Annotated in this window: 14 protein-coding genes; 6 read left to right on the plus strand and 8 right to left on the minus strand. The window is 40.3% G+C overall.

Annotation, left to right across the window (positions count from 1 at the left end):
• The first annotated feature begins 205 nt into the window (after positions 1 to 205).
• The 3 genes from CH365_RS14860 (at position 206) to CH365_RS14870 (ending at position 2,422) form a co-directional block, all read left to right on the plus strand.
• Complete coding sequence (locus tag CH365_RS14860; protein ID WP_100769360.1) at positions 206 to 910, plus strand: histidine kinase; 705 nt, start codon at positions 206 to 208, stop codon at positions 908 to 910.
• Positions 894 to 1,664, plus strand: coding sequence for an SDR family NAD(P)-dependent oxidoreductase (locus CH365_RS14865; RefSeq protein WP_100769361.1), 771 nt, complete (start codon positions 894 to 896; stop codon positions 1,662 to 1,664). Before CH365_RS14860 ends, CH365_RS14865 begins: the two co-directional genes overlap by 17 nt.
• Before the next feature lie 455 nt (positions 1,665 to 2,119).
• Positions 2,120 to 2,422, plus strand: coding sequence for an ArsR/SmtB family transcription factor (locus CH365_RS14870; RefSeq protein ID WP_100769362.1), 303 nt, complete (start codon positions 2,120 to 2,122; stop codon positions 2,420 to 2,422).
• Between the two features lie 33 nt (positions 2,423 to 2,455).
• Here CH365_RS14870 and rfaD read toward each other — a convergent pair whose 3' ends face one another.
• From rfaD to CH365_RS14895, 4 genes are all read right to left on the minus strand, one after another.
• Entirely contained in the window at positions 2,456 to 3,424 is a 969-nt protein-coding gene (rfaD, locus tag CH365_RS14875; protein WP_165782615.1) for an ADP-glyceromanno-heptose 6-epimerase, read from the minus strand.
• 12 nt (positions 3,425 to 3,436) lie between these two features.
• Entirely contained in the window at positions 3,437 to 5,194 is a 1,758-nt protein-coding gene (locus tag CH365_RS14880) for a UbiD family decarboxylase (protein ID WP_100769363.1), read from the minus strand.
• A 22-nt stretch (positions 5,195 to 5,216) separates the two neighbouring features.
• Positions 5,217 to 6,347 (minus strand): A/G-specific adenine glycosylase, encoded by a 1,131-nt coding sequence (locus CH365_RS14885; protein WP_100769364.1) that lies wholly within the window; start codon positions 6,345 to 6,347, stop codon positions 5,217 to 5,219.
• Between the two features lie 454 nt (positions 6,348 to 6,801).
• Positions 6,802 to 7,554: an SDR family NAD(P)-dependent oxidoreductase gene (locus CH365_RS14895; protein ID WP_100769366.1), complete on the minus strand. Its 753-nt coding sequence runs from the start codon at positions 7,552 to 7,554 to the stop codon at positions 6,802 to 6,804.
• Between the two features lie 156 nt (positions 7,555 to 7,710).
• Here CH365_RS14895 and CH365_RS14900 point away from each other — a divergent pair, with 156 nt between their 5' ends.
• Both CH365_RS14900 and CH365_RS14905 read left to right on the plus strand, forming a co-directional pair.
• On the plus strand, positions 7,711 to 8,601 hold the full coding sequence (locus CH365_RS14900; RefSeq protein ID WP_100769367.1) for an AraC family transcriptional regulator: 891 nt from the start codon (positions 7,711 to 7,713) through the stop codon (positions 8,599 to 8,601).
• Between the two features lie 50 nt (positions 8,602 to 8,651).
• Positions 8,652 to 9,347: a Pr6Pr family membrane protein gene (locus tag CH365_RS14905; protein WP_100769368.1), complete on the plus strand. Its 696-nt coding sequence runs from the start codon at positions 8,652 to 8,654 to the stop codon at positions 9,345 to 9,347.
• Here the strand turns inward: CH365_RS14905 and queG are convergent.
• Positions 9,312 to 10,250, minus strand: coding sequence for a tRNA epoxyqueuosine(34) reductase QueG (gene queG, locus CH365_RS14910; RefSeq protein ID WP_100769369.1), 939 nt, complete (start codon positions 10,248 to 10,250; stop codon positions 9,312 to 9,314). The two genes, CH365_RS14905 and queG, sit on opposite strands and share 36 nt — an antisense overlap.
• Before the next feature lie 16 nt (positions 10,251 to 10,266).
• On the opposite strand from queG, the gene CH365_RS14915 reads away from it, so the two are divergent.
• Complete coding sequence (locus tag CH365_RS14915; protein ID WP_100769370.1) at positions 10,267 to 10,629, plus strand: LIC_11502 family protein; 363 nt, start codon at positions 10,267 to 10,269, stop codon at positions 10,627 to 10,629.
• A gap of 2 nt (positions 10,630 to 10,631) precedes the next feature.
• Here CH365_RS14915 and CH365_RS14920 read toward each other — a convergent pair whose 3' ends face one another.
• The 3 genes from CH365_RS14920 to CH365_RS14930 are packed head-to-tail and all read right to left on the minus strand — an operon-like array spanning position 10,632 to position 12,565.
• Complete coding sequence (locus tag CH365_RS14920; RefSeq protein WP_100769371.1) at positions 10,632 to 11,555, minus strand: DUF350 domain-containing protein; 924 nt, start codon at positions 11,553 to 11,555, stop codon at positions 10,632 to 10,634.
• A gap of 13 nt (positions 11,556 to 11,568) precedes the next feature.
• On the minus strand, positions 11,569 to 12,324 hold the full coding sequence (map, locus tag CH365_RS14925) for a type I methionyl aminopeptidase (RefSeq protein WP_100769372.1): 756 nt from the start codon (positions 12,322 to 12,324) through the stop codon (positions 11,569 to 11,571).
• Between the two features lie 7 nt (positions 12,325 to 12,331).
• Positions 12,332 to 12,565 carry a hypothetical protein gene (locus tag CH365_RS14930; RefSeq protein WP_010515511.1) on the minus strand — a complete coding sequence of 78 codons (234 nt, stop codon included), beginning with the start codon at positions 12,563 to 12,565 and terminating at the stop codon, positions 12,332 to 12,334.
• Positions 12,566 to 12,677 lie beyond the last annotated feature (112 nt).

The following is a 12,677-nucleotide window of genomic DNA, read 5'->3' on the forward strand; positions in this document are numbered from 1 at the left end:
CCGGGGGTGAAAAAAAATCGTCGCGGTTTTTTTTGGCCGGGCGGCGTTCGGTGGGCCCGCGCGGGGTGGAATCCGGATCGGACGCGGCCAGCCCTTTACGTTTGTATCCTTTTTGAGATCTGGGACCCGCTGATTTTTGATTGCATGAATCCTCCTAGGGGAAACACTGGGTATCGATTTTTCTTCCGCAGAGGACTAAACGAGCATGGCAAAAAGTTTCAAACAATTAGACGCCCAGCTCTCCGAATACATCCTCAGCCGCTCCCGCATCTCCGTTCAATCTTCCAGAATGAATTCCAAATTGGAAAAATACGTTCTTCGTATTCTAACAGAAGTTCTGGAAAAATTAGGCCAATCAAGATACATCGAAATGTTGTATACGATCACCAAAGAAATGGCGATCAACGGCGTTAAAGCCAACCAAAAGCGGGTTTTCTTCGAAGACCTGGGTTTGGATATTCGGAATCTTGATCATTATGACCAAGGTCTGGCCCAGTTCAAACAGAACTTCTCCGAGAAAATGGCTGACGAATACGGGAAGCGTTGTCTTGCCAGAGGCGTTTTTGTCAAAATTACAGTAACCTACACTATCGAAGGTTTGGTAGTCGAAGTAGTGAATAATACTCCTGTGATCGAGATCGAGGAATCTCGTATGAGGGAGAAAATGAAGAAGGCGATGGAATACAATGATATCGCCGAGTTCTATATGGATAATATGGACAATACAGAAGGAGCAGGTCTTGGGATCGCTCTTATCATGATCCTTCTCAAAAGTGAGAATATTGATCCGAACTTATTCAGAATCCAAACGGACGTCGGTGAAACTACAGCAAGGGTAGAAATCCCTTTCACCGACAATTACGTAACCATTAGAAGTAAGGAAATCAACCAAGTTGGAAATAACAAATAAGACTGCCGTAATCACCGGTTCCGCCGGAGGTTTAGGCAAAGAGATGGCCCTTCATTTTGCAAAATTGGGAGCCAATATCGTTCTATCGGATATCTCTGCAGACAAACTTGCAGAAGCCAAAAAAGACATCGAAGCACTCGGCACTAAGGTAATCGCAGTTCCTACAGACGTTTCTAAGGAAAAAGACGCTGTTGCACTTATGGAACAAGCGGTTTCCGCCTTCGGTTCCGTGAATATCGCAGTTTTGAACGCAGGGATCTTAAGAGATGGTCTCTTAATCAAGGCGGATAAACAAACTGGTAAAGTTGCCTCCAAGATGTCTTTGGCAGAATGGCAGGCTGTGATCGACGTTAACCTAACTGGAGTATTCTTAACAGGTAGAGAAGCAGCGGTCCAAATGGTAAATAACGGTACCAAAGGGGTAATCATCCCTATCGCTTCGGTTTCTATGCACGGTAACCCTGGTCAGACCAATTATTCCGCTGCAAAAGCGGGAGTAGCAGCTATGACCAGACTTTGGGCCAAAGAGCTCAGTCGTTATGGCATCCGAGTTGCGGGTATTGCACCTGGATTCATCGCTACAGAAATGGTAATGAAAGACATGAATCCGGAAGCTCTCAAAAAATGGGAGTCCCAAATCCCGATCGGCAGATTGGGTAGACCGGATGAAATTGCAAACACTGCGGTATTCATCGCTCAAAACGATCTGGTAGACGGAGTCGTTTTGGAAATTTCAGGAGGGGTCAAAATTTGACCCCTTTGTTTCTTCTATTCCCTTCTTCAGTCCATTAGTTTTCCTTAATTCTTCCACACTTTTGCCTTCAATACTTCCATTTCGCCTATCTTGGTTAAGCTGAAAGTTTGCCTATTCTTCTACACGTTTTCTTGAATTAGAATTCCGGCAAATTCGAAGTTTATAATAGTACGTTTTTCGTTTATTGTTAAATTCGAATATTGAGTTTTTGGGATCTTCTAAACGTAAGAGGGTTCTAATATTCGAAGGATTGAAAGTTATAATATTCAATATATATAAGCTTTAGAGGTTAATAATTCTACAATTGGTAATAAATTATTTTCCATTTTATTTACATAATTATATCATAATTTACACGAATTATAATTTTACAAAAAATAGAGATAGTTTTCGGAAATCCTTGTAAATTTCAAAGGTTATGTTAGAGTGGATTCAAATACAACAGAAGGCAGATTATGGCAGCCCAAAAGTTAGACATTAAAAAAACTCATCTGGATTCTACGATCCGCGGACTTAAAGCAGTAGCTCATCCTGATAGATTAAAAATCCTTCTCCATCTTTCTAAAAAAGAACACAGCGTGGGAGAACTTGTAGACGCACTTGGTATCAGCCAATCAGCTGCTTCCCAACACTTAAGCAAAATGAAAGAAGCAGGATACTTAGGAAGCAAAAAAGTTTCCAATCAAGTATTCTACTCTATCAAAGACGCAAAATTTAAAGCATTCGCAAAATCTTTACTTCAGATCTTTTCTAAGTAATTAATAGCTGTGGGGGGTTCTTAGGGGCCCCTTTTATTGTTCTTCTTTTTTAATCAAATCCACGTAATCCGCAATCGCAGTTTCCAAATCAGTAAATCCTTCTTTGTAACCGCTGGAGATCAATTTCTGGGTCTCAGCTTTTGTGTAATATTGGTATTTTGCCTTTAAACTCTCAGGCATTTCCATATATTCTATGTTTTCGGGTTTTCCCATCGCTTTGAACAATGCGGAAGCAAGTGCTTTCCATGTCTCTGCCTGTCCCCTGCCCACATTATATAAACCGAATTTACGATTTTCTAACAGATATAGGCTGATCTTGGCCGCGTCCTTAACATAGAGGAAGTCTCTCTTTTGTTCTCCATCCTTATAGTCAGGACGGTAGGATTTGAATAATTTTAATTTTCCTTCGGAAGAAATCTGTTCGTATCCTTTTAATACTACCGATCTCATATCTTCCTTATGAGCCTCTCCGAATCCGAAGATATTGAAATATTTTACTCCAGTGATCTTATCCAAGAACCCTTTTTTTAAGGCATATAGATCAAACATATGTTTTGAATATCCGTACATATTCAAAGGTTTGAGAGAATGGATCGGGGCCTTATCGTCATATCCGAATTGCCCGTCTCCATAAGTAGCTGCAGAAGATGCGTATAAGAATTGAATCTTTCTACGCAAAGACTCTTCCGCTAAGATCTTAGTATATTCATAATTGTTTCGAATTAAATAAGAAGCATCCGTCTCCGTTGTAGAAGAACAAGCGCCCAAATGAAAGATATGAGAATAATCTTTTAATATGTCAGTGGTTTGAACATTTTTCAGGAAGTCCTCTTTTTCGGAATAATCCGTATATTCCAATCCCCTTAGGTTTTTCCATTTGGAAGAAGTACCCAAATGGTCTACGACTAGGATATCTGAAATCCCTTGTTCGTTTAAAAGTCTAACTATATTACTTCCGATCAGTCCGGCCCCGCCGGTAACGATTACTCGTTTCATTCCCATTCTTCCATTCGATTATAACGAATCCAAAAGTCTACCAAATCTATTCTCCACTTGTTTAGAGATTTTAGGATCTTCTTCCAGAACAGGAGGATACCAAGTTTTTAATCTAGCATCCACGAGTATCGGGCCTTGGAAAGAGATATGATTTCGGATCACTGTAGAATCACCATGAATATCAGCTGCAGGTTCGAATCGAGTGAATACATTCCAAATAAAATCGTGATCGGATTTAGTTGCTTCTTCCGAGTTATCCACTAGGAATACGAATAAAAATCCTTGGGCAATCACCTCTTTACGAAGTAACTCTAAGGCTCCGTCTCCTTTTTTATATTTTGGTCCGGAAACCACTAATACTCCGGGACAATATACTTTCGGATTTTTGAATTTAGAATTTTTAATATTAGAAGTGATCTTTGGTTTTAGTTTTTGGGTTTTAGGTCCAACTCCAAGTAAAACCGCCTTACTTCCTTCGTTTACTTTTGGTCCCGTATAATCCAATGTATCCTGGGAAATATTAGAAAAGATATGTAAGTCTGTCTCCGGTTTGAATCTTTCTAGTGCGGCGATGAAAGTAGTTTTAAAATCCATCAAAGGAATATCTTGGTCAGTTACGATCAGGAATTTGGTAAGAGATAATTGTCCTTCTCCCAAAATTCGAAGAGCTCCCATAAATGCTTCTTTTTTGTATCTTTCTTTTACGATGGCTGCCGCTAAAGAATGAACTCCGGATTCTTCATAGGCCCAAATTCCCTTCACCTGAGGCATAACGATTGGGAACATGGGAGATAATAGATGTTGTAAATATTCTGCGATCCAATGATCTTCTTGTGGAGGACGTCCAACTACTGTTGCAGGCCAAATAGCGTCTTTACGAGTATAAATTTTATCCACTTCGAATACTGGATAATCATGTTTTAAAGCATAATATCCATAATGATCTCCGAAAGGTCCTTCCGGCTTTCTGATCCTTGGAGGAATTTTCCCGATCAATGCAAAATCTGCATCCGCAACAATAGGAAGAGGACTGATCTTTTTGTTTTTTAGTACCTTTAATCTTTCGCCAAGCAAAAGTGATGCGAGAAGAAATTCACTGATCTCTTCCGGTAAAGGAGCCACCGCAGAAATTGTAAGTGCAGGCGGACCTCCTACATAGATATGCGCTGGCAGCGCATTCCCCTCCGCTTCCGCCTCGGAATAATGAAAACCTCCACCTCTATGGATCTGTATATGCATCCCAGTAAGTTTAGGTTCGTGGAATTGGATACGATACATTCCCAAATTCCCTTTCCCGGTTTTGGGACTTTCGGTATATACCAAGGGTAATGTGATAAATCTTCCGGCGTCTTTAGGCCATGATTTTAAGGCAGGCAATTCATCTAAACTTTGCAATTCAGAATCTAAAACAGGAGCCTTGGTTACTTTTCTAAGACCTACTTTTAATGCGGTCCAGGCAAGAGATCTCGCTTCCCATACTTTTTTGGGAGTGGGAGGCATAAGATGTTTTGCAGTATATGCTATTTTTTGAATAAACTTTACCGGATCTTCTCCGAATGCGATCTTGATCCTGTTCTCCGAACCGTATAAATTGGTCGCAACTGAAAATTTGGATCCTTTTACATTCGAAAACAAAAGTGCGGGGCCTCTTTTAGCGACTACCCTTCTCTGGATCTCTGCTATCTCCAGGATAGGATCCACTTCTTCTTTGATCTCCAAAAGTTCTCCTTTTTTAGAAAGTTCTTTTACGAATTCTGAAGTGGATCGAATGTTCATGGCTTTCCTTTTGAATAAAAGTTTAATTTTCCAAACCCGGCAGGACAGTTCCGTCTTTAACGAAGGTTTGTTTGATCTTTTTTGCAATGGAAGAAGGGAATTCCGTCTCTAAATTTTTCCAATTGCAATATTTAATCTCTATAGAAGGACGAATCTTACGAAAATGATTCAGGATATTCTTTTCCGATTTTTGGTCCAGTTCCGTTTCAGAAACAAAACCTTGGATTTTATGATGAGTGATCGTATGTTTAAATTTGATTCCAAGGTCAGATGGTTTTAAATTCCAATCTAAAACAGGATCTGCATCATAAGGGTGTTTCCCTTCGAAAGAAAAAGGCAGGGAATAGATTGTTTTGAAAAATCTTCTCTCCGGATAACGAACAAGAAGTATACCTTGTTTAGTCTTTAGAATATAAAAACGGATATTTAAAGGGATTTCCTTTTTTTTCTTTTCCATCTCCGGAATACTTTCCTGTAATCCGTTCCGGTAAGCCAAACAATCATTTTGTAAAGGACATTCCGTACATAAAGGTTTTGGAATACAAATACGTGCGCCTAATTCCATAACCGCTTCATTATGATCTCCGGGAAATTCCAGATTTAAAAATAAATCCGCAATCCTTTGTAAAGCAGGGTCAGCTTTAGGTCCCGACTCTTTAAATAAGACCAAACGAGAAAGAACTCTTTTTGCATTTCCATCTAAAACAGCAAAAGATAAATTATAAGAAATAGAAAGAATTGCTCGTGCAGTATAAGGTCCTATACCTGGAAGTGAAAGAGCCTCATCCAAGGTTCTAGGAAATTTTCCGCCGAACTCGTTGACTAAGATCCGAACTCCAGCCAAAAGATTTTTTGCTCTGGAGTAATAGCCTAGTCCTTGCCAATAACGAAATACTTCCTCTTCTTCGGCATCCGCAAGATCCTCCGGTTTTGGAAATCTATCCATAAACTTTTCGTAAAGAGGAAGCATTGCTGCAACCCTAGTCTGTTGCAGCATGATCTCACTCACCCAAGTAGAATAAGGAGTTCTATTTTTTCGAAATGCCAGGTCTCTTTTTTCTTTTAGGAACCAATTTCTAAGCTTTAAATTCGTTTTAGGATCGAATTCATAACTTGATTGATCGGTTTCTTTTTGTTTCAGACCCGCGCGCATGTATCTGACTATCCAAGCCTCCGACTCCAGGGAGAAAAGGAGTATTTGTTGGAATTCCTACAAAATTGTTTAGAGCGCCCCACCCTTATTCTGGGTGGGGGCTGGTCGGTGGTACAAGATTCAAAACTTCGATCCAAGTTTTTCGGGATATTTCATCTATAATCTCGTTTGACCTTACGGTCACCGACTCGTCTAAAACGGTCGTCTTCTCACTCCCTACGGGTCGCTACGAAGGGGGGCTGGTCGGTGGTACAAGATTCAAAACTTCGATCCAATCGCCTTATCACAAAACATTTAAACCAACAAGCATATTCCCAACCACGGACTTTGTAGGAACTCCAACACGCGACAAGGATGCGAAGGGGAAGTCCGAAGTGACCGAAGCGCTAGCGTAGCCCGAAGCAGCCTGGTTTTCGCGAAGCGAAAAGTCGCCCCGCAAAACCTTTTAAAATCACTAAAGCAAAAATCCTCCCGAAACCTCCAAGTCCTGAGCGGTCACCCAAGAGAATTCGTCGGATAAAAGATTCACAATCACCTTGGCAATATCGTCGGGACTTCCGATCCTTCCAAGAGCAGTCTGGTCCGCTAACGGTTGGATATATTCTGGATATTTATCAAATGCGCCTCCTCCCAGGTTCGTGTGAGTTGGACCAGGAGAGACTGCATTCACTCTGATCTTTCTAGGAGAAAGTTCTTTTGCCAAATACTTTGTCCACGAAGTCAACGCCGCTTTCGAAGCCCCATACGCTGAATATCCTACAAAAGATCCGTGACTGGAAGAACTGGATGTATTCACGATCCTTCCGTTATCTTCCATAAATTTAACGAGTTGTTGAGTTATGAAGAACGGACCTTTAAAATTCGTATTCAATATCTGATCGAAATATTCTTCCGTGATTTCAGCGAATGGCATTCCTCCGCCAATACCTCCGTTGTTCACCAGATAATCGAAAGTTTTTCTCTTCCAAATTTCTTCCAGATTCCTTTTTGCAAGTTCGGCAAAACTTTCAAAAGAAGATTTTTGGCTTAGGTCTAATTTAAGGCAAACAGCCTTTGAACCATTCTTCTCAACTTCCTTTACTACCTCTTCGGCACCTTTTTTATCCGAATGATAAGTAAGGATTACGCCGACTCCTTTTTTTCCCAATTCGATCGCGGTATTTTTCCCGATCCCATTACTTGCTCCTGTGACGATTGCTATTTTCATAACGTCCTCCAATAGATTGATAGTAGAGGATTTTATAAATATCGTAAAGATCGGATCATGCCGATTGATTGCCTAATCCTACCTCACCATTATTAATTTGAAATATTCTTCGGATTTTTCTTTTTAAAATACAGTTCTATTGTATTATGTTATAAAATGAAGGAAATCCTAAAAGAGATTGCGGAACTTACAATTCAAGCAACAACAAAACCGACTAAAACGGAACTTCCCAAAGTATTGCTCATAAAGGGAGAAGTATCCGAACATCAACTTGCGGCAGTATATGAGCCTATGATCGGATTAGTTGTTCAAGGAGGTAAAATAATCTCGATAGGAGATCAAACTATTCACTTAAAAGCTCCTTCTTACTTCGTAATTTCCGCAGATATCCCTGCCACAGGAAAGGTAAAACAAGGTAAAACCGGACCGTATATTTCATTAGGACTAGAACTGGATCAAGATTCCATTTTAGATTTATTAAATGACCTTCCGAAAGATCCTTCGGAAGAAAATACGAATAATGAATTCATAGCTTGCGAAGCTTCTACTGAATTTCTGGAAGCTTGGATCAGAATGCTTCGACTTCTGAAAACTCCGGAGCATATACCTGCACTTGCGCCTATTTACGAGAGAGAAATATTATATAGAGTCCTTCTCGGTCCGCAAGGATGGCGTTTGAGAAAATTCTGCCAGACCCAAGGAAAAGGACCGACTATTTATCCTGCAATTCGTTGGATCAGAGAAAATTACACAGCTTCCATGGAAATAAAACGTTTAGCCGATAAATCTAGATTAGGTGTTACCACATTTCATAGACAATTTAAACAGATCACTGGACTTAGTCCTATCCAATTTCAAAAGCAACTTAGATTGCTCGAAGCAAGAAAACTTCTGGTCTATAGTGCCTACTCCGCTTCCCGTGCTGCATTTGAAGTCGGATACGAAAGTGTAACTCAGTTCAATCGAGAATATTCCAGATTTTTCGGAGATTCTCCTGCGCGAGATGCTTCTAACGTGAGAGAAAAAATAGCATTGACGAACTCCTAAAACTTATAAGAATCCAGCGGATCTATTTTGGTGAAGAGAAAAAAAATCAAATGCAAACTTTCAAACTCAATCTTATTCTAGCCCGCTTAGTATTTGTATCTACCGCTCTGATTTGTTTTGTAGGTGTTCTATTAGAACTATGGTATGCCTACCATCATACATCTTCTCTTCCGCCAAACGCGGGTTTTACTCGAACATTCGGCCCTGGATTTGATAGTTTATTCAATCAATTTTCATTTTTTACGACCCAATCCAATTTGATCTTGGGGTTTACTACACTACTTCTTGCATTCAATTTGGATCGTAGTTCTTCTTCTTTTCATATTTGGCGTTTGATAGGAATCATAGATATCATAATCACTGGGATCGTTTTTAATTTCGTTCTGCAGACTGTGCCCAAGAATGATATCATTGCGGATACTGCCAGCCAATTAGAACATAATATTGCTCCTCTTATTGCAGTACTTGGTTGGATTATTTTCGGACCCGCTAAAACAGTTACTCTGCGCAGAATATTATTAGCGGCGATTCTTCCCGTCGCGTATGCAATATTCACGTTAACAAGAGGTGCTATTCAGGAATGGTATCCATATAATATTATGGATGTTCCTCGTTTAGGTTATTCCGGAGTGGCAATTAATATTGTAGGGATCTTTGTTCTATTTTTATTGATCGCGGGATTTTTGGCTTTGGTGGATAAACTTTTGTCTTCAAGATTTGGAAGAATCTCTTTCCCAAACAGTTAAGTTTCTTCTCATTTGTTTGTAGGAAATTCTACTGACTGCGGAATCCCGGAAATACGTTTTAAATTCTTTTTCATCCAGATCCGAGAGATTTTCTTTTTTGAAAAAATCTCGGATCTTAAATTCACCCATCTCTGTCTTCCAACCCTTCTTGCGAGCCTTTACTTGATTCCAAGGACAGATCTCCTGGCAAATATCACAACCATATACCCAGCCGTGTAAAGAATCCACATTCTCAGATCTATCTTCTATCGTTTTATAAGAAATACATTTTCGAGCATCAATTTTGTAAGGCTCTAATGCGCCAGTAGGACAAGAATCTATACAGGCTCTACATGTACCACATCTGTCCTTTGCTTGGACGGAAACGAAACTCAAAGGAAGATCCGTAAAAATCAAACTAATAAAGAAGAAGGATCCATATTCTTCATGGATCAAATTTGTATTTTTTCCGATCCATCCTAAACCGGCTTCTCTTGCTAAAATTTTTTCAGGAACAGGAAGAGAGTCTACTCCTTGTCTGAATTTCTGGTTCGGAAACTTCTTCTTTAGGAACTCTAGTAAACCGGAAGCTTTTTTACGAAGAACGGAATGATAATCTTCTCCCATCGCATACCTGGAAAAACGATAAGGTAGATCCAGATTTTCGTATTCAGGATCATTATATAAGGCGCCTAACGCGATTACCGATTCGGGTTTGAACCCGAGCCCTTCCAACTCCAATCGAAGGTTCATGTTTTTAGGATACCAATCCATATTTCCATGACGACCTTCCCCGACCCAATGAAGGATATTTTCCTTGTCTTCGGATGGAACAGAGGCCGGACCTACTCCGAATAACTGGAACCCATTCGTCTCCGTGATATCCTTTAGTTCATCCAGAAGTTCTTTACTTTCAAGAAGCATATCTTATTCTTTCATTATGCAGGAAGGAGAAGAAACATCCTTATATTCTATATCGGGAGGAATTCCTCTCCAGGAACTTTTAAGTGCGGCAAAAGAAGCCGGCTTGGATCTTCCTAAAGAAAGAACAAGACCCTTGGGTAGAATCTTACTCGCAGGACTTTTGGGAGCACTCCGAGGATTTGCAGAAAGAGGACTTTCTCCCTTCTTACCAACTCATAAATACATCTTTGCCGAGATCGTTTCGGATCTGACGGAAGCCTATTCTATCCTATCCCAAGAGTCGGATGAAAAAATGATTTTACAAGCAGCTTGTGACTTTGGGATCAAAAAAGTTTATCATCTGGAATGGAAATTATACTCTTCCAACGACTTATTCTAATTTCAAACCGCAAAAAATATAATAGCAGAGAAGGACACAAGCACAACCGCTTCCAAAAGCCCCGCTCCGAAATTTTGATCCCTTTCTATTTCTTCTTTCAATGTGGAACCGGGAAGAACAACCCAATCTGCAAAAAAATGTAAAATAGGAATGATCAAGAATGCAAGCCCCAGATCTAGAAGTAATAAGATTCCTGTTTGGAATAAGGATTCAAATTCTCTAAATAATGCTCTTGTGAGTAAGATCCCGATCGCAAGCAATGCACCTGCAAATGCGGTTCCAGCAGCAAGATTCTGTTTTTCTTCCAATTCGATTCGGAGTTTGTAAGGGATCCAAAGTTTATAATATACTGAAAATAAAATCATTCCGATCTGTCCTACAGAAAAGAATATCACGGAAATAATGGATCCAATGATCGTTTTTTCCACAAGTGGAGAAACTGCTATTCCCAAACCTTGAGGAAATACTTTTTCCCCTATATCTCCATTCAATGCGGCAGCGATAAAAAAGGAACTTGCGATTGTTCCTCCGAATAATACGGAAGCTACCGCTAGATTTCTTTTTTCATATATTTCTTCGATTGCATCAATCCCGCCTAGGATCAATCCATCGTTGATCTTTTGGGATAGAAGAAGAAGTATCACTCCTAAAATCGAAAAGGAAGACACTTGGAAAAGATCTCCGAGTAACTCTCCCTTTTCTCCAGGATGGGAAACTATAGTGATAAATAATATAATGACCCCGATATAATAGCCGGATAAGCTTAGGGCGAGCGCACTATTGTCGGATTTTACTAATTCCTCGTCTAACTTGCGAGGTTCCGTCCAGTCCTTAAGTTTTTTGCCGATGTAAAAGACTAGAAAGCCTAAAACGAAAAAGGCAAAATCCTTACCTAGTAAAGAAATATATTTCCAAACGAAATCCATGCACGACAGAATACTATGCTTGGGTTAAAATTTCATAGCCTTTTTCAGTGACTAGAATGGTATGTTCGAACTGAGCGGACCATTTTCCGTCCCTTGTGGTCACAGTCCATCCATCCTTTTTAGAAAATAGCACTTCCCAGGTTCCTAAATTCACCATCGGTTCTATAGTGAATGTCATTCCGGGCTCTAGTTTGGCTAGTTTACGGCCGGAGCGGTAATGAGGAATTTGAGGTTCTTCATGAAAACCCTTTCCTATTCCGTGACCCATTAGATCTCTAACGATTCCGTAACCTTTCGGAGTCAGGTAGTCATCGATTGCATTTGCAATATCGCTTACACGATTTCCTGGTTTTACCTGTTCTATCCCCACCCACATGGCACGTTCCGCATCTTTAACTAAACGTTCCACTTCGGGAGAAGTTTTACCGCCTACGATAAAAGTACGAGAACTATCCCCATGATATCCATCTACGATAGGAGTCACGTCTACGTTGACGATATCTCCTTCTTTCAGAACATCAATCGCCTTGGGAATCCCGTGGCAAACGACTTCGTTGATAGAAGTACAAACGGATTTCGGAAAACCCTTGTAACCAAGAGGCGCTGACTTGCCCCCATTTTTTTTAGTGAACTCTTCGCAGAGATCATTGATTGCAAGAGTACTAATACCGGGCTGAATAAACCCGGATATATAGTTCAGAAGCGCGGCGGCTAATTTGCCCGCCGCCCTCATTTTCTCGATTTCAGTCTTGTTCTTGATGTAGATCAAGAATGGATTAGAAGTCGGTTGGTCTAACCGTAGTGCGTTTGTTCGCCTCGGTACGTTTTAAAGCATCGTCGATCAGTCCGTACAACTTTTCATTCAAGCCATCGACCGCGTCTCCGGAAGTCATAAAGCCTTTAGATTTGATATAAGCTTTTACCTTGCTTGCGACGATGAGGGTATCCTTTTCAGCGCTTTGAGCCATGGAATTCTTCCTCTTAACAGTAGTTTTCTTTTTTTGTACCATACGAACGAGCTTTGGGAGCATCTCCTTAATTTCATCCCGAGACTTTGCCGGAACGTGTCAAATTACTGTGATACGTTTCCAGATGCCTCGAAAAAAGGAATCATTTTCGGAA

This window comes from Leptospira neocaledonica (assembly GCF_002812205.1).
In the GTDB taxonomy this organism is placed as follows: Bacteria; Spirochaetota; Leptospiria; order Leptospirales; family Leptospiraceae; genus Leptospira_B; species Leptospira_B neocaledonica.

Coding starts and splice junctions, on each gene's coding strand:
- CH365_RS14870 (WP_100769362.1), top strand. CDS start 2,120: ATGGCAGCCCAAAAGTTAGACATTAAAAAAACTCATCTGGATTCTACG.
- CH365_RS14930 (WP_010515511.1), bottom strand. CDS start 12,565: ATGGTACAAAAAAAGAAAACTACTGTTAAGAGGAAGAATTCCATGGCT.
- CH365_RS14920 (WP_100769371.1), bottom strand. CDS start 11,555: ATGGATTTCGTTTGGAAATATATTTCTTTACTAGGTAAGGATTTTGCC.
- queG (WP_100769369.1), bottom strand. CDS start 10,250: ATGCTTCTTGAAAGTAAAGAACTTCTGGATGAACTAAAGGATATCACG.
- CH365_RS14885 (WP_100769364.1), bottom strand. CDS start 6,347: ATGCGCGCGGGTCTGAAACAAAAAGAAACCGATCAATCAAGTTATGAA.
- rfaD (WP_165782615.1), bottom strand. CDS start 3,424: ATGGGAATGAAACGAGTAATCGTTACCGGCGGGGCCGGACTGATCGGA.
- CH365_RS14895 (WP_100769366.1), bottom strand. CDS start 7,554: ATGAAAATAGCAATCGTCACAGGAGCAAGTAATGGGATCGGGAAAAAT.
- CH365_RS14900 (WP_100769367.1), top strand. CDS start 7,711: ATGAAGGAAATCCTAAAAGAGATTGCGGAACTTACAATTCAAGCAACA.
- CH365_RS14860 (WP_100769360.1), top strand. CDS start 206: ATGGCAAAAAGTTTCAAACAATTAGACGCCCAGCTCTCCGAATACATC.
- CH365_RS14905 (WP_100769368.1), top strand. CDS start 8,652: ATGCAAACTTTCAAACTCAATCTTATTCTAGCCCGCTTAGTATTTGTA.
- CH365_RS14915 (WP_100769370.1), top strand. CDS start 10,267: ATGCAGGAAGGAGAAGAAACATCCTTATATTCTATATCGGGAGGAATT.
- CH365_RS14880 (WP_100769363.1), bottom strand. CDS start 5,194: ATGAACATTCGATCCACTTCAGAATTCGTAAAAGAACTTTCTAAAAAA.